We start from the raw sequence: 22,418 nt of genomic DNA on the forward strand, positions 1-22,418 counted from the left end.
GCGCCGGGCCGATCACTTGCACCTCCCCGTCCGGTGGGTCAGGGTGGAGGCGCCCGAGCGCCCGCCCGGGCCAGCAGATCGATCGACAGGGAGTTTCTCCATGGGCATCTTCGACAGCGCCAAGGACCTCGCCAACGAGCATTCGGACAAGATCCAGGACCTGGCCAACGAGCACGCGGACAAGATCGAGGAGTACAGCGACCAGGGCCTCGAGAAGGCCGGCGACTTCCTGTCCGACAAGACCGGCGGCTCGTTCGACGAGCAGATCGACCAGGGTCGCGAGGCGGCCGACGGCGCCATCGGCGAGTGATGCTCCACTGACAGACGCACGAGGCCCCCGACCGGCTCGGTCGGGGGCCTCGTGCGTCAGCGCGTCAGCCCGCGGGCGGAACGGCGCAGGCCGGGACCGAGGACGCAGCCGGCGCTGCGGGTCGGCCGATGCCCGGCAGGCCCAGGGTCACGGCGGGCTTGCCCGCCGGCTGCTCCTGGCTGGCGGCCCAGGCGTCGCCGCCGCGCGTGCGACGGACGGCCCAGGTGCCCCCTTCGAGAGCCGAGTCGGCGATGAGGTTGTGCGGCGCGCCGTAGGTCACGTCGACGGTGACGACGTCGCCCGGGCGCGGGCGCTCCGCCCCCTCGGGGACGGCGAAGTGGACCAGGCGGTTGTCGCGGGCTCGGCCCGACAGGCGCGCGGTGGCGGCGTCCTTGCGGCCCTCCCCGGTCGCCACGAGGACCTCGACGGTCCTGCCCTCCTGCGCCCGGTTCTCCGCCCAGGAGACCTCCTCCTGCACCGCGATGAGGCGGTTGTAGCGCTCCTGCACGACCTCCTTGGGGATCTGGTCGTCCATCGTCGCCGCGGGCGTGCCGGGGCGGATCGAGTACTGGAAGGTGAAGGCCGACGAGAAGCGCGACTCGCGCACGACGCGCAGCGTCTCCTCGAAGTCGGCCTCGGTCTCGCCCGGGAAGCCGACGATGATGTCGGTCGTGATGGCGGCGTCGGGGATCTGCGCCCGGACCTTCTCGATGATCCCGAGGAACTTCGCGCTGCGGTAGGAGCGGCGCATGTCCCGCAGCACCTTGTCCGAACCGGACTGGAGCGGCATGTGCAGGCTGGGCATGACGTTCGGCGTCTCCGCCATGGCGGTGATGACGTCGTCGGTGAAGGCGGCCGGGTGGGGGCTGGTGAAGCGGACGCGCTCGAGGCCCTCGATGTCGCCGCAGGCGCGCAGCAACTTGCCGAAGGCGAGGCGGTCACCGAACTCGACGCCGTAGCTGTTGACGTTCTGCCCGAGAAGTGTCACCTCCATGACGCCCTGGTCCACGAGGGCCTGCACCTCGGCGAGGATGTCGCCGGGGCGCCGGTCGGCCTCCTTCCCGCGCAGCGCCGGCACGATGCAGAAGGTGCACGTGTTGTTGCAGCCGACCGAGATGGAGACCCAACCGCTGTAGGCGGAGTCGCGCCGCGTGGGCAGGGTCGAGGGGAAGGTCTCGAGCGACTCGAGGATCTCGACCTGTGCTTCCTTGTTGTGCCGCGCCCGGTCCAGCAGCGCCGGCAGGGAGCCGATGTTGTGGGTGCCGAAGACGACGTCGACCCACGGCGCCCGCGTGACGATGGTGTCGCGGTCCTTCTGCGCCATGCAGCCGCCGACGGCGATCTGCATGTCCGGGTTGCGGTCCTTGGCCGGCCGGAGCTGACCCAGGTTGCCGTAGAGCTTGTTGTCGGCGTTCTCCCGCACGGCGCACGTGTTGAAGACGACGACGTCCGCCGCCGCCGGGCGCTCGGCCTCGGGCACGCTCGCGAGGTCGACATAGCCGGCGGTCTCGAGGAGGCCGGCGAGTCGTTCGGAGTCGTGGACGTTCATCTGACACCCGTGGGTGCGCACGTCATAGGTGCGCCGGGCGTCGACGTCCCCCGAGGGGGTGGGCGTGGGGTCGGTGTGCAGCGTCGTCATGGCCCCCCAAGGGTACGTCCGTCTAGCTGAGCCTCGTGAACGTCACCGACACGTCGAGCGTGACGCTCTCGGGACCGGAGTAGACGCCCTTCATCGGGGGCACGTCGCCGTAGTCGCGGCCACGCGCCACGACGACGTGGTCGATGCCGACGGGCCGGTTGTTTGTCGGGTCGAGCTGGACCCACTCCCCCACCCAGCACTCGACCCACGCGTGACTCTCGCCGGTGGACGACTCCCCGACGGCGAGCTCGGCCCGGGGCACGAGGTAGCCGCCGACGTAGCGGGCCGGGATGCCGAGGACGCGCAGGGCCGCGACGGTGACGTGGGCGAAGTCCTGGCAGACGCCGCTACCCGCCTCCCAGACCTCGTCGGCCGACGAGGCGACGCCGGTGACGCCGACCCGGTACTCGAGGGTGTCGTGCACCCGCTGCGCGACCTCCTGAGCGGCCTCGAGGGGCGAGCGGTCGCCCTTCGCCTCCTCGGCGAGTGCGCGGAGCGCCTCGCCGGCAGTGGTTCGCGGCGTGCGGGCGAGCCACTCGGCGTGGCGGTCCCGGACGGCAGGCTCGGCCAGGCCCTCCCAGGTCATGGTCTGCCCACCGCCCGCCGGCAGCGCGATGCGCTCGACCGTGCTCGAGGCCTCGATGTCGAGAGTCCCGTGCTCGGTCAGGGCCTCGATGGCCATGACGTGCGTGCCGAAGGCGTCCCGGTAGACGTGACTCCACGTCAGCGGGCGCACACGGATGCGGTTCTCGAGGGTCGTTTGACCGGGCTCCGTGAGCGGCGTCATCCGCAGCTCGTTGTGCGAGGCCAGGGCATTGCCCTCATAGGCCATGACGGTCTTGTGCAGGATCCGGTAGCGGCGCAGGTCGGTCATGCGAGCTCCTCCGTCCAGGCCGGCGCGGTGCCCGTCTGGAAGTAGCGGCGGGCAATGGCATCGGACGCTTCGTTGATGGCGCTCTGGACGCTGTCCATGTGTGCGGGCATCTCCTCGAGGACGTCGACGAAGGATCGGTACTCCAGGGAGGTGCGGATCCGGCCGAGCTGACGCACGGCCTCGTCCGAGAAGCCGATCCGGTCGGCGGTCGGGGCGAGCCGGGCGAGCGATGCCTCGGCCTCCGTCAGCGCGAAGACGATCGAGCGCGGGAAGCGCCGATCCAGCACGAGGAAGGCTGCCGCACGGTCGTCCTCGACGAGACCGCGGTTGGTCCGCAGGTAGGCCTGGTGCGCGCCACAGCTCTGCAGCACCGTCGACCACGCCGACTCGCCCTCCCGGGGCAGGGCGCCCGTCGCGACGAGGCGCGCTGTCATGTCGGCCCGCTCGAGCGAACGTCCAAGGGTGAAGTAGTCCCATGCCTCGTCGTGACTCATCGTCGACGCCGCGATGCCGCCGATGAGGGCGGCACGCTCACGCACCCACGAGAGGTGGCGGGCCGTCACGCGCGTGGATCCCAGCGCGACCCACTGGTGCCACGACATGTTGATGGCCTCCCACAGCTCGGTCGAGAGGGTCTCGCGGGCACGGCGCGCGTTCTCGCGGGCTGCCCAGATGGACCCGACGATCGAGCTCGGGTGGTCGCGGTCGAGGACGAGCCGCTCGGCGACGTCGCGGTAGCCGACGGGCTCCTCGCCGACCTCCAGACCCATGATCTGGGTGAGGACCATGTGCGACGCGCTCTCGACGTGCAGACGGCTGTCCTCGAGGTCCTGCAGGCGCAGGACATCGACGATGCGCGCCGTCCCGTCGGCGCGCTCGACGTAGCGACCGATCCAGAAGAGGGACTCGGCGATCCGGCTCAACATCAGGCATCGCCTCCGTGGGTGCTGTCGGTCTTCGGGCCCTCGATGTCGGGACCCTGGTGCTGCTGCTGTTCCTGCTGGTGCAGCTCGGGGTCGGCCGCTCCGGGGGTGGGCGCCGCCGGGGCCGACATGACGACGATCTCGCGAGCCTTGCCGCCCTCGGCGGCCTCTCGCTCCTCCTCGCCGCTTCGGGCAAGCACCCACGTGTCCTTGGATCCGCCGCCCTGGCTGGAGTTGACGACGAGCTCGCCCTCGGGGAGCGCGACGCGCGTCAGTCCGCCCGGCAGGACCCGGATCTCGTCGCCGTCGTTGACGGCGAAGGGACGCAGGTCGACGTGGCGCGGACGCATCCGGCCGTCGATGAAGGTCGGGACCGTCGAGAGCTGGATGACCGGCTGGGCGATCCAGCCGCGTGGGTCGGCCTTCAGCTGCTCGCGCAGTCGGTCCAACGTGGGGCCGTCCGCCTTCGGACCGATGACCAGGCCCTTGCCACCCGAGCCGTCGACGGGCTTGACCACCATCTCGTCGAGGCGGTCGAGGACCTCCTTGAGTTGGTCGGGCTCGTTGCAGCGGTAGGTGTCGACGTTGGCGAGGATCGGGTCCTCGTCGAGGTAGTAGCGGATCAGGTCCGGCACGTAGCTGTAGATGAGTTTGTCGTCGGCGATGCCGTTGCCGACGGCGTTGGCGAGCGTGACGCGGCCCGCGCGCAGCGCGGAGACGAGCCCGGCCACGCCGAGCATCGAGTCGGGGCGGAAGTGCACCGGGTCCAGGAAGTCGTCGTCGATCCGTCGGTAGATGACGTCGACGCGCTGCTCCCCCTTCGTCGTGCGCATGCGCACCTCGCCACCGGAGCAGACGAGGTCACGACCCTCGACCAGCTCGACGCCCATGAGTCGGGCCAGCAGGGCGTGCTCGAAGTAGGCGCTGTTGTAGACGCCGGGGGTGAGCACGACGACCGTCGGGTCCGTCGTGCCGTCCGGCGCCGCGGCACGCAGCGCGGAAAGGAGCATGCGCGGGTAGGTGTGCACCGGCCGGATCCGCAGGGCGGAGAACGACTCGGGCATGACGTTGGTGAGGGCGCGCCGGTTGGCGATGACGTAGCTGACACCCGACGGGACGCGGACGTTGTCCTCGAGGACTCGGAAGCGGCCCTCCTCATCACGAATGAGGTCGATGCCGCCGACGTGGACGCGCACCCCGTTCGCGGGACGGATGCCCACCACAGCGCGGTGATAGTGGCTGGAGGAGGCGATGAGCTCCCACGGCAGGAGGCCGTCGTGCACGGCGCGCGGCATCTCACCTTCGGACGCGTAGACGTCATCGAGCAGGGCCTCGAGGGCGCGAATGCGTTGGGAGACACCGCTTTCGACGTGGTCCCACTCGTCCGCGGAGATGACACGCGGCACGACGTCCAGAGGGAAGGGGCGCTCCTCACCGGCGTGGTCGAAGGTCACACCTTGGTCGAGGTAGGTGCGGGCGACGGTGTCCGCGCGCTCGCGGATCGTCTGGCTGTCCATGGAGCGCAGGACCGAGTGCACGTTGGTGTAGGGCTCGCGGGCCGTGTCGGCGTCGGCGAGCATCTCGTCCCAGGCCGCACCCAGCGGATAGTCCTCGAAGATGTCGCTCACCAGATCACGCTCCCGGCGGAGAACGTGGACGACCGCCGGCGGGGGGGTGTGCGCCGAGGGGATGGCAGAACGGGTGTCGGCTCCATCTGCCCAACGCTAGTCGCTGCCGGTGCTGAATGACGGATTCCGTTGGCGTTGCGCGCGTGTGGGCGCGGCGCATCCCGAGGAATGGACCGCTGATCTCCCCAACACGGGCATGTGGGCCGCTCACCCCATGGAATGGACCGCTGATGTCCCGAACTCGGGGTGGGCGTCAGTCGACCTCGCGCCGCGCCGCCCACGTCGCCATGCGCTGCACCGTCTCCCCGCCCCGGCCATGGCGCACGTCGTCGACCAGCGGTCCCGAGGACACGAGGAAGAGGGCCATGGCCGGTAGGACGAGCAGGGTGAAGCCGGCCCACAGGTAGCCAGCCGCCCCGGCGACGCCTCCGATGAAGAACAACCCGACGAGGGCGCTCAACATGCGAAGCTTCGCCACGTCCCCCACCACGGGCGCGAGTCCGTCCCGCCGTGACCGGAAGCTGAGCTTGCCGAGCTCGATGCCGATGTCCGTGACCATGCCGGTCACGTGCGTCGTGCGGATCTGGGCGTCGGAGATCTTCGTGATGATCGCGTTCTGCAGACCCATGATGAAGGCGAGCAGGCCGACGAAGATGTAGGCGCGGTGCTCCCAGCGGAGCAGATCGGCCAACACGCCGAAGGCGAGGATGAGCGCCGCCTCCAGGAGGAGGACGAGCGCGAACTTGCTCCGCAGTTGCCGTCGGCGGGCCCAGTTGAAGAGGACCGCACACACGGCGGCGCCGCCGACGAAGGAGACCAGTGCGAGCACGCCGAGAACGACGAGACGGCGGTCGCCGAGGACGAGCTGGTCGGCCACCGAGGCCGTCAGGCCGGTCATGTGCGAGGTGTAGACGGAGACCGCGACGAAACCCACCGAGTTGAGCAGGCCCGCCACGAACGCGAGCAGGTAGGCCAGATGACGGTTCGTCCGGGGCGTCCGCGACGGTCCGGCCATGGCCAGGAGGTAGTCAACGGGCGGCGACACGCCCCCGAGGTTAGCGTCCACCTTGACATACAGGAACACATGCGGCATCATAGTTGTTGAAAGTTCAACGATCTGGTTCGCAGATCATCCCCTGACACGAAGGACACCACCATGGGCCTCTTCTCCCGCTCGTCTGCTCCCGCCGCCGCCGTCGACACGTTCGACCCCGCCACCACCGCCGTCGACGACATCTCCGGCAACTACGTCATCGACCCGACGCACACCTACATCGGCTTCTCGGCCCGCCACGCGATGGTCACCACCGTCCGCGGCAAGTTCGAGGACTTCGCCGGCACCGCCGTCATCGACACCGCGACGCCCGCCAACTCCTCCGTCAACCTGACGATCAAGGCCGCCAGCGTCACGACCGGCCAGGAGCAGCGCGACGGTCACCTCAAGACGCCCGACTTCTTCGACGTTGCCAACTACGAGGACATCACCTTCGTCTCCACCAAGGTCGAGCGCGACGGCGACGAGTGGGACATCACCGGTGACCTGACGATCAACGGCAACACGCAGTCCGTCACGATCCCGTTCGAGCAGACCGGCTCCGCCAAGGACCCGTACGGCAACCTGCGCGTCGGCTTCGAGGGCGAGACCTCCATCAAGCGCACCGACTGGGGCCTGAACTTCAACGCTGCCCTCGAGACCGGCGGCGTCCTCGTCTCCGACAAGGTCAAGCTCAGCTTCGACGTCTCGGCCATCCGCCAGGAGGCCTGAGCCTCACCGGCTCGGTGACGCCGTGAGCGTCACCCCCTGAACACGGCCCACGGTCGCCGCTCCCCCCCGCGGTGGCCGTGGGCCGTCCCCATGCCCGGACGACACAGCCTGCGGAATGCCCCCGGGCCGGGTGTGTTCCCCTTGAGCGTGAGCATCTCCGCGGCCGATGAGCCGAAGAACGCGCCGACCGACATGCCGACCAGCGACGCGACCGACCTTCCTTCCGACATCAGCCCGTGGCCCGCCCTCTGGGCTCTCGTCATCGGCTTCTTCATGATCCTCGTCGACTCGACGATCGTGTCCGTGGCCACCCCGGCGATCATGGAGGGGCTCGGCGCCGACGTCGGTGAGGTCATCTGGGTGACCAGCGCCTATCTGCTGGCCTACGCGGTGCCGTTGCTCATCACCGGCCGCCTGGGTGACCGCCTCGGCCCGAGGAACGTCTATCTGGTGGGGCTGACCCTCTTCACACTGGCCTCTCTGTGGTGCGGCCTGACCAGTTCCATCGAGGGCCTCATCCTGGCCCGCGTGGCCCAGGGCCTGGGCGCGTCACTGATGACGCCCCAGACGATGTCAGTCATCACGCGCACCTTCCCGGCCACCGGCCGCGGCGCGGCCATGGCGCTGTGGGGCGCCACCGCCGGCATCGCCACGCTCGTCGGTCCCATCCTCGGCGGCGTGCTCGTCGACGGTCCGGGGTGGGAATGGATCTTCTTCGTCAACGTGCCGGTGGGTGTCATCGCCTTCGTCGCGGCGTGGCGCCTCGTGCCGCAGTTGACGACGCACGCGCACAGCTTCGACTGGATCGGCGTCGCCCTGTCCGCCATCGCGATGTTCCTCATCGTCTTCGGGCTCCAGGAGGGCGAGACCTACGACTGGGGCACCATCACCGGGTTCGTGTCCGTCCCGCTGCTCATCGGCGTGGGCCTCGGGGCCTTCGCCCTGCTGCTGTGGTGGCAGACCGTGGTCACACGCGAACCGCTCATGCCCCTGACGCTCTTCCGGGACCGTAACTTCTCGCTGGCGAATGCCGCGATCACGCTGGTCGCGTTCGCCATCACGGCAATGGCCTTCCCCTTCATGCTGTGGGCCCAGGTCGTGCGCGACTGGTCGCCCACCCAATCGGGGCTGCTCCTCGTGCCGATGGCCGTGATGGCCTTCCTCCTCGCGCGCCCGGTGGGTCAACTCATTGACCGGGTCCACCCGCGACTCATCACCGGTGTCGGGTTCATCCTCAGCGCCGCCGCCATGCTGTGGACGTCACGGGTCCTCAGCACGGACAGCCCGGTCTGGCAGATCCTCCTGCCGATGGCCCTGATCGGCGCGGGCAGCGCGTGCCTGTGGGCTCCGCTCAGCGCCACCGCCACGCGCAACCTGCCGATGGCGTCCGCAGGTGCCGGCGCCGGCATCTACAACACGACCCGGCAGGTCGGGGCGGTCCTGGGAAGTGCCGCCATCGCCGCCGTCATCGAGGCTCGACTCAGTGCGCACCTGCCCGGAGTCGGCGCCGGCCAGGGCGCGGCGCTGCAGCAGCCCGGCCAGGTGCTCCCCCCGCAGGTGGCCGAGGGCTTCTCCGCGGCCATGTCGGACGCCCTGCTCGTCCCCGCGATCGCCCTCGCCCTCGGGGTCGTCATCTCGGCCGCCTTCGCCAACCCGCACCCACCGAGGGCGACGCCCACGGACTGACCATCCGACGTCTCAGTCGCGCTGGTGCTCCGGCGCCTCGCGCACGGCCTCGCGCACGACGGCCATGGCGACGTCGGACGGGTACCCCTTGCGCGCCAACATGCCGGCGAGGCGCCGTGTCTGGACGGTGACATCGAGGCCACTCATCGAGCGCAGCCGCTTGGCGACCAACTCGCGGGCGCGCTCACGCTCGGCCTCGGGGTCGACCTCGTCCAGCGCACGCTGCGCGGTCTCGGGGTCCACCCCCTTCTTGCGGAGCTCCTGGGCCAGCGCCCGCCGGGCTAGCCCGCGGCCCTGCTGCTGGGAACGCACGAGCATCCCCGCGTAGGCCTCGTCATCGACGAGGCCTACTTCCTCCATCCGATCCAGCACCGCGGCGGCGACGTCGTCCGGACAGTTCTTCTGCCGCAACGTCTCCTCGAGCTGGCCGCGGCTGCGCGGCGCCGCGGTCAGCTGACGGAGCACGATCTGGCGCGCGAAGGCAGCCTGATCGGGCTCGGCGTCAGCCGACCGCGGATGCGGACCATCGCCCGCGGGGTCCTGCGTCATGCCGAACTCAGAACTCGACCGGGACGTCCGCGATCTCGTTCACGACCTCGAGCGGCTTGCCGATGCCCAGCTTCTCCTTGATGCGGCGCTCGAGCTCGTCGGCCAACTCGGGGTTGTCCTTGAGGAAGTTGCGCGAGTTTTCCTTGCCCTGACCCAGCTGGTCGCCGTCGTAGGTGTACCAGGCGCCCGCCTTGCGGACGAAGCCCTGCTCCACACCCATGTCGATGAGGCCGCCCTCGCGGGAGATGCCGTGGCCATAGAGAATGTCGAACTCGGCCTGCTTGAACGGCGGCGACACCTTGTTCTTGACGACCTTGACGCGGGTGCGGTTGCCGACAGCGTCGCTCCCGTCCTTGAGCGTCTCGATCCGGCGAACGTCGAGACGCACGGACGCGTAGAACTTGAGCGCCTTGCCACCCGTGGTCGTCTCGGGACTGCCGAACATGACGCCGATCTTTTCGCGGAGCTGGTTGATGAAGATCGCCGTCGTGCCCGAGGTGTTGAGCGCACCCGTGATCTTGCGGAGCGCCTGCGACATCAGTCGGGCCTGGAGTCCGACGTGGCTGTCACCCATCTCGCCCTCGATCTCCGCGCGGGGCACGAGCGCCGCCACGGAGTCGATGACGATGATGTCCAGCGCGTTCGACCGGATGAGCATGTCGGCGATCTCGAGCGCCTGCTCCCCCGTGTCCGGCTGGCTGACGAGGAGCGCGTCGGTGTCGACACCGAGCGCCTTGGCGTACTCCGGGTCGAGCGCGTGCTCCGCGTCGATGAAGGCGGCGATGCCGCCGGCGCGCTGGGCGCTGGCCACGGCGTGCAGGGCGACCGTCGTCTTGCCCGAGGACTCCGGGCCGTAGATCTCGACGACGCGACCGCGCGGCAGGCCGCCGATGCCGAGAGCGACATCGAGCGCGATGCTGCCCGTGGGGATCACGGCGATCGGCGGACGGATGTCGTCTCCGAGGCGCATGACCGCGCCCTTGCCGTGGGACTTCTCGATCTGTCCGAGGACGGCCTCGACGGCCTGGAGCTTGGCGCTGGCCAGCTTGTCCTCGGGGCTCATCGCCTTGGCGTTGTTCTTGGGGTTGATCGTCGGCGCTGCGGCCATGTCACACCTGCCTGTTCGTGTCGCTGTCGAGCGCGTCCACCGGCGACCCGACTCGCTGTTGGTCTCGTTGCGAGGTCGAATCAGACGCTACGAGCAGGCACCGACAGCGTTCGCAACTGCCATGAGGCTGTGGACGGGGGTCCGTCGTCGCCGGCTCGTGTGGATGACATTACCGAACACGTGTTCGATTGCCGCGCACGACGCGTGCGACACGCCGACCATCCGGCCACGTGCCCTTCCTCGACTCCCGTCGGGGCGCTTGGCGGACGTGCAGGTGAAGGCCCAACTGACACATCGCTGCTCTCGCCTTCCAGCGTGACCCGTGGCAGGGTGAGTGAACGGGACACCGCGGTCAGGTGAACCGCACAGGGCGCCGGTCCCGGGGTGGGGGCAGGCGCCGGTCAGGACGAGACAAAGGAGTCACGTTGTCCAGACGACGCACATCCGCCGTCCTCTCGATCGCCATGGCGAGCGTGGGACTACTGGCCGCCTGCGGGGGTGAGAGCTCGGGCCCCCCGGAGTTGATCTGGTACATCAACCCCGACCCCGCTCCCCCTGCCGATCAAGAGGGCCCCTACGGCCAGCCGGGCATCGCGGAGGCCTGCAGCACCGACGAGTACACGATCACGACGCAGACGTTGCCCAGCGACGCCGGACAGCAGCGCATCCAGCTCGCCCGACGCCTCGCCGCCGGCGACAGCGCGATCGACCTGATGAGTCTCGACCCGCCCTTCACGGCAGAGTTCGCCAACGCCGGCTACCTCGCCGAGCTCCCGGCCGACCTCCAGACGTCCCTCAAGGAGCAGTCGCTCGAGGGACCGACCGCGGCGGCGACGTGGGAGGACCAGCTGGTCGTGGCCCCCTTCTGGGCCAACACCCAGGTCCTCTGGTACCGCAAGTCCTTCGCCGAGAAGGCCGGCCTCGACATGACGAAACCCGTCACGTGGAAGCAGATCATCGACGCCTCCGACAAGAACGACGGCACCGTCGGCGTGCAGGCCAACAAGTACGAGGGCTACTCCGTGTGGATCAACGCCCTCATCGCCGGTGCCGGCGGCTCGATCCTCTCTGACACCGAGAAGGGGAAGGACGCCACGATCGACGTCGACTCCGACGCCGGTCGCGCAGCCGCTCAGGTCATCGAGGACCTCGCGTCGTCGAAGGCGGCCGAGTCCGACCTGTCCGTGTCCAACGAGGGCACTGTCGCGGTCCCCTTCGTCAGCGACAAGGGCGCCTTCCAGGTCAACTGGACGTTCGTCTGGGGCGCCAACCAGGCCGACGAGGCCATCGCCAAGGACCTCGGTTGGGCGCGCTACCCGCAGACGGTCGAGGGCACGGAGTCGGCGCCGCCGCTCGGCGGCATCGGCATCGGGGTCAACAAGGCCTCCGACCACGTCGAGGAGGCCCTCAAGGCCGTCGAGTGCCTCACCAGCGGCGAGAACCAGGGCACCTACGCCCTGCAGACGGGCAACATGCCCGCGAGCGCCGAGGGCTACGACCAGGCCGACCTCAAGGAGGCCTACCCGGCCGACCTGCTCCAGCTCTTCCAGGAGAGCGTCGACGCCGCCGCCCCGCGCAGCGTCTCCCCCTACTGGGCCGACGTGAGCAGCGCCATCCAGAGCTCGTGGCACCCGGCGGACGCCGTGACCCAGGAGACCCCGAAGCGCTCCGCGACGTTCCTCTCGGACGTCATGCAGGGAAGGACGCTGCTGTGAGCACCCACACCGCCACCGCGCCCGAGACGGCGCCCACGAAGAGGACGAAGGCGGTGATGAGCGAACGTGCCATCGCGGAGAACCGCCTCGGACTCAAGCTCGTCGCCCCCGCCGTCGTCCTCATGCTCCTCGTCACGGCCTGGCCGATGATCCAGGCGCTCTACCTGTCCCTCTTCAACTATCGCCTGACGGTGCCCGAGGAGCGGGAGTTCGTCGGTCTCAGCAACTACGTCGAGGCCCTGTCCGACAGCCTGTTCTGGGGCGACCTCATCAACACGCTGATCATCATGGTCGTCACCGTGGCCATCGAGCTCGTGATCGGCTTCGCCTTCGCGATGGTGATGCACAAGATCATCTTCGCCCGCGGCGTCATGCGGACGGCGATCCTCATCCCCTACGGGATCATCACCGTCGTCTCCGCCTTCGCCTGGCAGTTCGCCTTCAGCCTCAACAACGGCTTCGTCAACGGCTGGTTCTCGTGGCTGCCGTGGATCGAGCCGACGACGAACTGGTTCGGCAGCCACTGGCCGGCCATGTTCGCCATCATGGCGTCGGAGATCTGGAAGACGACCCCCTTCATGTCCCTGCTCCTGCTCGCCGGTCTGGCTCAGGTCTCCGAGGACATGCTCGAGGCGGCGAAGGTCGATGGGGCCACCTGGTTCCAGCGGCTCTTCAAGGTGATCCTGCCCAACATGAAGGCGGCCATCATGGTCGCGGTCCTCTTCCGCGCCCTCGACGCCTTCCGCATCTTCGACAACATCTTCGTCATGACGCGCGGTGCGCAGGACACGGAGTCGTCCTCCTTCCTGACCTACCGACAAGTCATCGAGCAGTTCCAGCTCGGGATGGGATCGGCACTGTCGGTGCTGCTCTTCCTCTCGGTGCTGCTGCTCGCGTGGTTGATCACCAAGGCATTCAGGGTCGATCTCGCACAGGCGAGGGGTGAGGGCTGATGAACGGCAACAAGAGCACTGTCGGCACGTGGGTCGGGTTCATCGCGATCCTCATCTGGTGCCTCCTGCCCGTGGCGTGGATCCTCTCGCTGTCCTTCAAGCCCGTGGCCGAGACCACGGCGGGCAGCCCGCAGTTCCTCCCCAAGGAGTGGACCCTCCAGAACTACCGGGACATCCTCGCGAACCCGGACTTCACCCGGGCGCTGATCAACAGCTTCGGCATCGCCCTCATCGCGACGGTGCTGTCGGTGATCTTCGCGACGCTGGCGGCCTACGCCATCGCGCGGCTGGAGTTCAAGGGCAAGAAGATCGTGCTGTCGATCGCCCTGGCCATCGCCATGTTCCCGGTCGTCTCCCTCGTGGGGCCGCTCTTCGACATGTGGCGCACGTTCCACCTGTTCAACACGTGGCCGGGCCTGATCATCCCCTACATGTCCTTCACGTTGCCCCTGGCGATCTGGACCCTGAGCGCGTTCTTCCGCGAGATCCCCTGGGAGCTCGAGCAGGCCGCCCAGGTCGACGGCGCCACGACGTGGCAGGCCTTCCGGAAGGTGATCGTGCCGCTCGCGGCACCGGGCGTCTTCACCGCGGCGATCCTGACGTTCTTCTTCGCGTGGAACGAGTTCGTGCTCGCCATCTCGCTGACGTCGACGACGGATGCCCGCACGGTCCCGGCCCAGATGTCGTTCTTCGTGGGCGCGGACCCGTTCAACCCGCCGTACTCACAACTGGCGACCGCCTCAGTGGTCGTCACGATCCCCGTGATCATCATCGTCCTGCTGTTCCAGCGCAAGATCGTCGCCGGCCTCACCTCCGGCGCAGTGAAGGGTTGATAGCTGATGGCTGCCATCGAACTCAAGAACATCGTCAAGAAGTACGGCGACGGCTTCCCTGCCGTCAACGACGTGTCGTTGGACATCGCCGACGGGGAGTTCATGATCCTCGTCGGCCCGTCGGGCTGCGGTAAGTCGACGCTGCTGCGGATGATCGTCGGGCTGGAGGACATCACCTCCGGCGACATGCTCATCGGCGGCAAGCGCGTCAACGAGCTGGCCCCGCGCGACCGCAACCTCTCCATGGTGTTCCAGAACTACGCGCTGTACCCGCACCTGACCGTCTTCGAGAACATCGCCTTCCCGTTGCGGCTCAACAAGGACGGCCTCAGCGAGGCCGACCTGACGAAGAAGGTCAACACGGCCGCGGACATGCTCGAGCTCGGGGAGCACCTGCAGCGCAAGCCGGCGAACCTCTCCGGTGGCCAGCGCCAGCGCGTGGCCATGGGCCGGGCGATCGTGCGCGAGGCGGACGCGTTCCTCTTCGACGAGCCGCTGTCCAACCTCGACGCCAAGCTCCGCGGCCAGATGCGCACGGAGATCTCGCGCATGCAACGGCGGCTCGGAACGACGACGGTCTACGTCACTCACGACCAGACCGAGGCGATGACCCTCGGCGACCGCGTCGCCGTGATGAAGAAGGGCGTGCTCCAGCAGTGCGCCAGTCCGCGCGAGCTCTACGAACAGCCGGTCAACCTCTTCGTCGCCGGATTCATCGGCTCGCCGCCGATGAACTTCCTGCCCGCCCGCGTCGAAGGGGGCCGCCTCCGGCTCCCCTTCGGCGAGGTCGAGGTCTCCGGTCCCGCCGGCGAGAAGATCAGCCAGCGCGACCTTGTCATCGTCGGCATCCGTCCGGAGTACTTCAAGGACGCCACCCTCGAGGAGGTCCCGGGCGGGGTCCCCTTCAAGGCCGTCGTCGACGTCACCGAGTGGCTGGGCAACGATCTGTACGCCTACATCCCGTACGAGACGGACCCGACGGTCCAGGCCAAGCTCGACGAGCTCGACCGCGAGCTCGACGGCGAGGGGATGAAGCCGCAGCTCGTCGTCAACCTCAATGCGCGCTCCCGGGTGCGCGAGGGCGAGGAGGCAGAGCTCGTCTTCGACCCCGCGCTCATGCACGTCTTCGACCCGGAGTCCGGCGAGTGCCTCACCCGCAACGAGGAGGCGGCCGCCGAGATCGCCCGCCTCTCCGAGGAGGACCGGACCCGCGCGCTCGAGCGGGCCAAGAGGCGGGAGTCGGAGGAGTCGGTGGCCTGAGCGACCTTCGCGCTGTCGTGGCCCGGTCCCCGTGGGGGCCGGGCCGCGGCCGTCAGCGGGGCTTGGGCTCGCGCAGCTCGCGGCCGAAGCGGCGCGACTCGGGCACGTCCATGTCGATGCACAAGGCCCGCCAGACGTCGCGCGGCGCCACCCCCGCGGCGAGCGCCTCGTCGGGCGTGCGCTCCCCCAGGGCGCTGAGCACGTGGTCGCGGCTCAGGCTGCGGGCATAGCCGGTCCCGAACTCGTCGTCCATGAGCTCCCAGTACGTGCTGATCCGCATCGGCGCAGTCTCGCACGCCGTGCAGCGGCATACTGACCATCAATCCACGCACCGCCACGGGTGATCCTCGCGGCGCCACCACCAGGAGTTGCCGTGCAGTTGATCTCCGCCCCTGAGGTCCTCCCCTCGTTGGCCCGCGTCGAGGTGCCCGCGGCGCCGCCCGTCCGGGTGGCGCTCGTCCAGCATCGGTGGGACGGGGACCCGGAGGCGCTCGTCGAGCGGCTGCGCGAAGGGGTCCGGCTCGCCGCCGAGGCCGGCGCCGCGATCGTCTTCCTCCCCGAGATCACCCTGCTGCGCTATCCCGCAGACACGCTCCCCGAGGGTGAGCCGGACGCGCTCGCCGAGAGCCTCGAGGACGGCCCGACGATCACCTTCGCGCGCGCCGCCGCCCGCGACTTCGGGATCCACGTGCACGCCTCCGTCTTCGAGCGCGCCGACGCACCGGACGGGACCCGGGACGGGCTCGGCTTCAACTCGGCGATCATCGTCAGCCCCGCCGGCGACGTCGTCGCCCGGACCCGCAAGACCCACATCCCGGTGACGGCCGGCTATTACGAGGACAAGTACTTCCGGGCCGGTCCGCCGCAGGACGCCTACCCGGTCACGGCCCTGGACCTCGGCGACGCCGGGTCGATGTCGGTGGGGCTGCCGACGTGCTGGGACGAGTGGTTCCCGGAGGTGGCACGCGCCTACTCCATCGGCGGCGCGCAGCTCCTGTGCTACCCCACGGCGATCGGATCCGAGCCGGACCACCCCGACTTCGACACGCAGCCGCTGTGGCAGCAGGTCATCGTCGGCAACGGCATCGCCAACGGGCTCTTCATGGTCGTGCCGAACCGGTGCGGCGACGAGGGTGCGCTGACCTTCTACGGCAGTTCCTTCATCTCCGATCCGTACGGCCGTGTCCTCGTCCAGGCACCGCGCGACGAGGAGGCCGTGCTCGTCGCGGACCTCGACCTCGCCCAGCGCAAGGACTGGCTCGACCTCTTCCCCTTCCTGTCCACGCGCCGTCCCGACAGCTACGGGATCCTCACCGAGCCGATCCGCCCCGAACACGTGCGGGTCGATCCGAACGCCGTCACCCACGCGACGGACGTCAGGCGATGAGCAGTGCGTCCGGGCCGCTGATGCCCGCGGAGTGGGAGACCCACGAGCGCACCTGGATGGCCTGGCCGAGCAGCGGCTACACCCTCGGGGACACCCCCGACGAGGTCACCTCGGCGCGCACGACATGGGCCGCGGTCGCCCGCGCGGTGGCCCGGTTCGAGCCCGTGACGATGCTCGTCGACCCGTCGGCGCTCGAGGTGGCCCGTGGCTATCTCGAGGGGAACGGGACGGAGCACGACATCACGCTCGTGGAGGCTGCGCTCGACGACGCGTGGATGCGCGACATCGGGCCGACCTTCGTGCGCACCGACGGCACACTGGCCGCGGTCGACTGGGTCTTCAACGGGTGGGGCGCCCAGTCGTGGGCGTCGTGGGAGCAGGACGCGAAGGTGGCGACGCTCGTCGCGGGGATGGCCGAGGTGGACGTGATCCCCTCTCCCATCGTCAACGAGGGCGGCGGCATCCACGTCGATGGCGAGGGCACCGTGCTCCTCACCGAGACGGTCCAGCTCGACCCGGGACGCAACCCCGGCGCGACCCGCACCGACATCGAGGCCGAGCTGGCTCGCACCATCGGTGCGACCACCTTCCTCTGGCTGCCGCGCGGCCTGACCCGCGACTACGACGAGTTCGGCACCCGCGGGCACGTCGACATCGTCGCGTGCTTCGCCGAGCCGGGAGTCGTGCTGCTGCACTGGCAGGAGGACGAGAGTCACCCGGACCACGACGTCAGCCGCGAGGCCGAGGCCGTGCTGCTCGGGGCGACGGACGCCCGCGGGCGATCGTTGACGGTCGTGCGGGTGCCGGCGCCGATCACCCTCACCGACGACGAGGGTCCGGTCGACTGGTCGTACATCAACCACCTCGTGTGCAACGGCGGTGTCGTCGCGTGCACCTTCGACGACGCCCAGGACGAGCGTGCACTCGACGTCCTGCGCTCGGCCTACCCCGGGCGTGAGGTCGTGGGCGTCGACGCTCGGCCGCTCTTCGACCGAGGCGGCGGCATCCACTGCATCACCCAACAGCAGCCCCGCCGCTGACATCCCTGCCTCCACGTCCGCCCTCCTGCAGTGTCGGAGCCCAGTGGCAGGCTGTCACCGATGACCGACGTCCTCGAGCGCTTCTCCCCCGCGACGCGTGCCTGGTTCCGCGGGAGCTTCCCCGCGCCCACCACCGCACAGGCCGGGGCCTGGGACGCGATCAGCACGGGCCGGAACGCCCTCGTCGTCGCCCCGACGGGATCGGGCAAGACGCTCTCCGCCTTCCTCTGGGCGCTCGACCGGTTGGCGACCGAGCAACCGCCGGAGGAGCAGCTGCGGCGGTGTCGCGTCCTCTACGTCTCGCCGATGAAGGCGCTCGCCGTCGACGTCGAACGCAACCTGCGCTCGCCCCTGGTCGGCATCGGCCACGCCGCCCGGCGCCTGGGTCTGCCGGTCCCGGAGACGACGGTCGCCGTCCGCTCCGGTGACACCCCCGCGAACGAACGACGCACCTTCGCCCGCACCCCGAGCGACATCCTCATCACGACACCCGAGTCCCTCTTCCTGCTCCTGACCTCGCAGGCCCGCGAGGCGCTGCGTGGGGTCGAGACCGTCATCGTCGACGAGATCCACGCCCTCGCCGGGACGAAGCGGGGAGCCCACCTCGCTCTCTCCCTCGAGCGCCTGGACGCCCTGCTCCCCCAGCCTGCCCAGCGCATCGGCCTCTCGGCGACCGTGCGGCCCGTCGAGGAGGTCGCGCGCTATCTCGCCGGCGGGCGCCCCGTCGACGTGGTCCAGCCGGAGTCGACGAAGGAGTGGGACCTGGACGTCGTCGTCCCCGTGGCCGACATGGCCGACCTCGCTGCCCCGAACGCGGCGTCCGACGACCCCGCGAAGGTCAACCGCGCCTCGATCTGGCCGCACGTCGAAGAGCGCATCGTCGACCTCGTCGAGGCGCACCGCTCGACGATCGTCTTCGCGAACTCCCGTCGCCTCGCCGAGCGCCTGACATCACGGCTCAACGAGATCCACGAGGAACGCGTCGGTGAGGGAGCCACGGTCCTCGCCCGGGCGCACCACGGGTCCGTCAGCAAGGAGCAGCGACAGTCCATCGAGGAAGACCTCAAGGCGGGCCGACTGCCAGCCGTCGTCGCCACCAGCAGCCTCGAGCTCGGGATCGACATGGGCGCCGTCGACCTCGTCATCCAGGTCGAGTCGCCCCCGAGCGTGGCGTCGGGACTCCAGCGCGTCGGCCGTGCCGGACACCAGGTCGGGGCGGTCAGCCGAGGGGTCCTCTTCCCGAAATTCCGCGGTGATCTCGTGCAGACCGCCGTCGTCGTCGAGCGCATGCGGGCCGGCGAGATCGAGGCCCTTCACGTCCCGGCCAACCCCCTCGACGTGCTGGCTCAACAGATCGTGGCCATGTGCGCACTCGACGACTGGACCGTCGCGGAGCTCGGCGCTCTGGTCCGGCGAGCGAGCCCCTTCGCCGGCCTCGGCCCGGCCGTCCTCGAGTCCGTCCTCGACATGCTCTCCGGGCGCTACCCGAGCGACGAGTTCGCCGAGCTGCGGCCGCGGATCCTCTGGGACCGGCTGGGCGACACGCTCGCCGGCCGACCGGGCGCGCAGCGACTCGCCGTGACCAGTGGCGGCACCATCCCCGACCGCGGCCTCTTCGGCGTCTTCATCGCCGCCGACGGACCGGGGCGACGAGTCGGCGAACTCGACGAGGAGATGGTCTACGAGTCCCGCGTTGGGGATGTCTTCACCCTCGGCACGTCCACCTGGCGGATCGAGGACATCACCCACGATCAGGTGCTCGTCACCCCTGCCCCGGGCCAGCCCGGCCGACTGCCTTTCTGGAAGGGGGACCAGCTCGGACGGCCCGCCGAACTCGGGGCGGCCGTCGGCGCCTTCGTCCGGGAGGTCGCCGCGCTCCCGCCCGCGCGTGCCACGGCCCGCGTTCGCGCCGCCGGACTGGACGAGTGGGCGGCGGACAACCTGCTCACCTATCTGAGCGAGCAGCGGCAGGCCACGGGCCACCTCCCCGACGACCGGACGATCGTCCTCGAGCGCTTCCGGGACGAGCTGGGCGACTGGCGCATCGCCGTGCACTCCCCCTTCGGCGCTCAGCTGCACGCGCCGTGGGCGCTGTGTGTGACGGCACGGATGCGAGAACGCTTCGGGGTCGACGTCCAGGCGATGCACGGCGACGACGGCATGGTCTTCCGACTGCCGGACCTCGAGTTCGACGACGGGGCCACCATCGGCGCCGAACTCCTCGGGCTCGTGACCCTCGAGGCCGACGAGGTGCACGACCTGGTGACCCGGGAGATCGGCGGCTCCGCCCTCTTCGCCGCACGGTTCCGGGAGTGCGCGGCCCGGGCGCTCCTCCTGCCCCGACGCCGCCCCGACCGGCGACAGCCGCTGTGGCAGCAACGCCAACGGTCGGCGCAGCTGCTCGAGGTCGCGAGCGGCCACCCGACCTTCCCCATCGTGCTCGAGGCCGTGCGCGAATGCGTCCAGGACGTCTTCGACGTCCCCGGGCTGACTGCGCTGATGTCCGCCGTCGCCTCACGAGAGGTGACCGTCGTCGAGGTCGAGACGCCGCAGCCGTCCCCCTTCGCACGGTCCCTGCTCTTCGGTTACGTGGCGCAGTTCCTCTACGAAGGGGACTCCCCGCTGGCGGAGAAGCGGGCCGCCGCACTGACGCTCGACCCGGCCCTGCTCGCCGAACTGCTCGGCCGCGGCGAGGGGCTCAGCCTGCGCGAACTGCTCGACCCCGACACCATCGTCCGCACCGAGGCCGAGTTGCAGCGGCTCCTCCCCGATCGGGGATGCCGGAACGGTGAGGACGTCGCCGACCTGCTGCGCGTCCTCGGCCCGCTGAGCAGAGCCGACCTCGCGGCCAGAGCGCCCGGATACACCGCACGCGACGTCGAGTCGTGGCTGGCTGACCTCGTGGCCGCCCGCCGCATCGTCACCGTGCGCATCGCCGGACAAGAGCGGCTCGCCGCCGTCGAGGACGCGGCACGCCTGCGCGACGCACTCGGCGTCAGCCTGCCGATGGGGTTGCCGGCGACCTTCCTCGAGCCCGTGGCCGATCCTCTGGGCGACCTCGTGGCGCGCTATGCCCGCGCCCACGCACCCTTCACCCTGCACGCCGTGGCGACGTGGTGGGGTGTCGGTCCCGCCGTCGCCCACGAGGCGCTGCGCCGGCTGGCCGCCTCGGGACGGGTCGTCGAGGGCGAGTTCCTGCCCGACGGATCGGGCGGCGCACTGGAGTTCTGCGACGCCGAGGTCCTTCGGCGGATCCGGCGGCGTTCCCTGGCCGCACTGCGCAGTGAGGTCGAGCCCGTCGAACCCGTGGAGTACGCGCGGTTCCTCGCCCGGTGGCAGTCGGTGGGGAGCCCCTCCGGCACCGGGCCGACGCTGCGCGGGGTGGACGGAGTGGTTCGGGCCGTGGAGCAGCTCAGCGGCGCCGTCCTGCCGGCCAGCGCCATCGAGCGCCTCATTCTGCCCGCGCGGGTGCGGGACTATCAGCCGGCGATGCTCGACGAACTGACCAGCGCCGGCGAGGTGCTCTGGCAGGGCCACGGTTCGCTCCCCGGCGACGACGGCTGGATCTCGCTCCACCTCGCCGAGGGCGCCGATCTGACGTTGCACCCGCCGAAGGGGGACGTCCCCGCGGAGGGCCTCCGAGCGGCCGTGGCCTCCGCACTGGCCGGCGGGGGTGCCTACTTCTTCCGCGGTCTCGTCGACGTCGTCAGCGGGAGACCGCTCGGCGAGGTGGAGGCGGCCGGCGACGCCCACACAGCCAGTGACGCCGACGTCCTCGACGCGCTCTGGGACCTGGTCTGGAAGGGGCGTCTCGCCGGCGACACGTTCGCACCGGTTCGCGGGATGTTGGCCGGCGGCCGAGCGGCACACCAACGGCCCGCGCAGGCCCCGCGCGCCCGCCGATCGGGGTCGCGTCGCCACGCCCTGGGCGGATTCGGCGGACTCGACGGGCAACGGCCCGCGAGGCCGGCGATGCCCCTTCGCTCCGGCCCACCGGCCGCGGCCGGGCGCTGGTCCCTGTTGCCTGATCCGGAATCCGACCCGACGCTGCGCACCCACGCGAGCGCGGAGCTGCTCCTCGACCGCCACGGCATCGTCACCCGCGGCAGCGTCGCCGCCGAGGAGATCGAAGGGGGCTTCGCTGCGATCTACCGCGTGCTGGCCGCCGCGGAGGAGTCGGGACGGGTGCGGCGCGGGTACTTCGTTGAGTCGCTCGGTGCCTCACAGTTCGGCACCACGGGCGCCGTCGACCGGCTGCGTGGAGGCGACGCCACCCGCTCGGCATCGGTCGAGGACGCGCGCGGCGCCGAGGGCCTGGTCCTCGCGGCCTGCGATCCAGCCAACCCCTACGGCGCAGCCGTGCCGTGGCCGGCCAGGGTGGACCCGACCCCCGACGGCGGGCGCGGCCATCGGGCCGGCCGCAAGGCGGGAGCGCTCGTCGTGCTCGTCGACGGCGCCCTCGTGCTCTACGTCGAGCGGGGTGGACGCACGATCCTCACGTGGGACCCGTCAGCCGAAGCGCTCGCCGCGTCGGCACGGGCGCTGGCCGAGACGGTCCGGTCCGGGCGCCTCAGCGGCCTCACCGTGCACACGATCGACGGGCAGTCCGCACTGTCGTCGGATCATCCGCTGTCTGCGGCCCTGCTCGACGCGGGCTTCCACGCGACTCCGCGCGGGCTGCGCCTGCGTCGTTGAACTGCCGTGTCGTTGAACTGCCGTGTCGTTGAACGGCTGCGTCGTTGAACTGC

Annotated in this window: 18 protein-coding genes; 10 read left to right on the plus strand and 8 right to left on the minus strand. The window is 70.2% G+C overall.

The window, feature by feature from the left end; all coding sequences use genetic code 11:
* The first annotated feature begins 100 nt into the window (after positions 1-100).
* Complete coding sequence (locus ACQBAS_RS07890; RefSeq protein WP_427383260.1) at positions 101-310, plus strand: antitoxin; 210 nt, start codon at positions 101-103, stop codon at positions 308-310.
* A 64-nt stretch (positions 311-374) separates the two neighbouring features.
* On the opposite strand, the gene miaB is transcribed toward ACQBAS_RS07890, so the two are convergent.
* The 5 genes from miaB to ACQBAS_RS07915 all read right to left on the minus strand — a co-directional run bounded on the left by miaB (position 375) and on the right by ACQBAS_RS07915 (position 6,419).
* Positions 375-1,949 carry a tRNA (N6-isopentenyl adenosine(37)-C2)-methylthiotransferase MiaB gene (gene miaB / locus ACQBAS_RS07895; protein ID WP_427383261.1) on the minus strand — a complete coding sequence of 525 codons (1,575 nt, stop codon included), beginning with the start codon at positions 1,947-1,949 and terminating at the stop codon, positions 375-377.
* A 22-nt stretch (positions 1,950-1,971) separates the two neighbouring features.
* Positions 1,972-2,823 carry a transglutaminase family protein gene (locus ACQBAS_RS07900; protein WP_427383262.1) on the minus strand — a complete coding sequence of 284 codons (852 nt, stop codon included), beginning with the start codon at positions 2,821-2,823 and terminating at the stop codon, positions 1,972-1,974.
* Positions 2,820-3,749, minus strand: coding sequence for an alpha-E domain-containing protein (locus ACQBAS_RS07905; RefSeq protein ID WP_427383263.1), 930 nt, complete (start codon positions 3,747-3,749; stop codon positions 2,820-2,822). Before ACQBAS_RS07905 ends, ACQBAS_RS07900 begins: the two co-directional genes overlap by 4 nt.
* Entirely contained in the window at positions 3,749-5,374 is a 1,626-nt protein-coding gene (locus tag ACQBAS_RS07910) for a circularly permuted type 2 ATP-grasp protein (protein WP_427383264.1), read from the minus strand. The genes ACQBAS_RS07905 and ACQBAS_RS07910 overlap by 1 nt, the downstream gene beginning before the upstream one ends.
* Before the next feature lie 253 nt (positions 5,375-5,627).
* Positions 5,628-6,419, minus strand: a complete 792-nt coding sequence (locus tag ACQBAS_RS07915; RefSeq protein WP_427383265.1) for a YoaK family protein — start codon at positions 6,417-6,419, stop codon at positions 5,628-5,630.
* Positions 6,420-6,530: 111 nt separating this feature from the next.
* On the opposite strand from ACQBAS_RS07915, the gene ACQBAS_RS07920 reads away from it, so the two are divergent.
* Entirely contained in the window at positions 6,531-7,139 is a 609-nt protein-coding gene (locus ACQBAS_RS07920; RefSeq protein WP_427383266.1) for a YceI family protein, read from the plus strand.
* A 192-nt stretch (positions 7,140-7,331) separates the two neighbouring features.
* The gene (locus ACQBAS_RS07925; RefSeq protein ID WP_427385603.1) at positions 7,332-8,825 is read left to right on the plus strand and encodes a DHA2 family efflux MFS transporter permease subunit; all 1,494 of its coding nucleotides are present in this window, start codon (positions 7,332-7,334) and stop codon (positions 8,823-8,825) included.
* 12 nt (positions 8,826-8,837) lie between these two features.
* On the opposite strand, the gene ACQBAS_RS07930 is transcribed toward ACQBAS_RS07925, so the two are convergent.
* Together ACQBAS_RS07930 and recA are read right to left on the minus strand one after the other, a co-directional pair.
* Positions 8,838-9,374 (minus strand): regulatory protein RecX, encoded by a 537-nt coding sequence (locus tag ACQBAS_RS07930; protein ID WP_427383267.1) that lies wholly within the window; start codon positions 9,372-9,374, stop codon positions 8,838-8,840.
* A 7-nt stretch (positions 9,375-9,381) separates the two neighbouring features.
* Positions 9,382-10,437 carry a recombinase RecA gene (gene recA / locus ACQBAS_RS07935; protein ID WP_427385604.1) on the minus strand — a complete coding sequence of 352 codons (1,056 nt, stop codon included), beginning with the start codon at positions 10,435-10,437 and terminating at the stop codon, positions 9,382-9,384.
* Between the two features lie 470 nt (positions 10,438-10,907).
* Here recA and ACQBAS_RS07940 point away from each other — a divergent pair, with 470 nt between their 5' ends.
* From ACQBAS_RS07940 to ACQBAS_RS07955, 4 genes are read left to right on the plus strand one after another with little or no spacing between them, the layout of a single operon-like run.
* Positions 10,908-12,197 (plus strand): extracellular solute-binding protein, encoded by a 1,290-nt coding sequence (locus ACQBAS_RS07940; protein ID WP_427383268.1) that lies wholly within the window; start codon positions 10,908-10,910, stop codon positions 12,195-12,197.
* On the plus strand, positions 12,194-13,150 hold the full coding sequence (locus ACQBAS_RS07945; RefSeq protein ID WP_427383269.1) for a carbohydrate ABC transporter permease: 957 nt from the start codon (positions 12,194-12,196) through the stop codon (positions 13,148-13,150). The genes ACQBAS_RS07940 and ACQBAS_RS07945 overlap by 4 nt, the downstream gene beginning before the upstream one ends.
* Entirely contained in the window at positions 13,150-13,983 is an 834-nt protein-coding gene (locus ACQBAS_RS07950; RefSeq protein WP_427383270.1) for a carbohydrate ABC transporter permease, read from the plus strand. The genes ACQBAS_RS07945 and ACQBAS_RS07950 overlap by 1 nt, the downstream gene beginning before the upstream one ends.
* Before the next feature lie 6 nt (positions 13,984-13,989).
* A complete protein-coding gene (locus tag ACQBAS_RS07955; protein ID WP_427383271.1) occupies positions 13,990-15,243 on the plus strand; it encodes an ABC transporter ATP-binding protein in 1,254 nt (417 codons plus the stop codon).
* 52 nt (positions 15,244-15,295) lie between these two features.
* Here ACQBAS_RS07955 and ACQBAS_RS07960 read toward each other — a convergent pair whose 3' ends face one another.
* Positions 15,296-15,523 carry a DUF3046 domain-containing protein gene (locus tag ACQBAS_RS07960; RefSeq protein WP_427383272.1) on the minus strand — a complete coding sequence of 76 codons (228 nt, stop codon included), beginning with the start codon at positions 15,521-15,523 and terminating at the stop codon, positions 15,296-15,298.
* Between the two features lie 93 nt (positions 15,524-15,616).
* Between ACQBAS_RS07960 and ACQBAS_RS07965 the strand changes: the two genes are divergently transcribed.
* Genes ACQBAS_RS07965 through ACQBAS_RS07975 form a run of 3 tightly spaced genes read left to right on the plus strand, consistent with a single transcriptional unit; the run spans position 15,617 to position 22,365 of the window.
* Entirely contained in the window at positions 15,617-16,630 is a 1,014-nt protein-coding gene (locus ACQBAS_RS07965) for a nitrilase-related carbon-nitrogen hydrolase (protein WP_427383273.1), read from the plus strand.
* Positions 16,627-17,670, plus strand: a complete 1,044-nt coding sequence (locus tag ACQBAS_RS07970; RefSeq protein ID WP_427383274.1) for an agmatine deiminase family protein — start codon at positions 16,627-16,629, stop codon at positions 17,668-17,670. The genes ACQBAS_RS07965 and ACQBAS_RS07970 overlap by 4 nt, the downstream gene beginning before the upstream one ends.
* A gap of 60 nt (positions 17,671-17,730) precedes the next feature.
* Positions 17,731-22,365 carry a DEAD/DEAH box helicase gene (locus tag ACQBAS_RS07975; RefSeq protein ID WP_427383275.1) on the plus strand — a complete coding sequence of 1,545 codons (4,635 nt, stop codon included), beginning with the start codon at positions 17,731-17,733 and terminating at the stop codon, positions 22,363-22,365.
* The last annotated feature ends 53 nt before the right edge of the window (positions 22,366-22,418 follow it).

This window comes from Janibacter zhaoxuefangae, assembly GCF_050271985.1.
Classification (GTDB): domain Bacteria; phylum Actinomycetota; class Actinomycetes; order Actinomycetales; family Dermatophilaceae.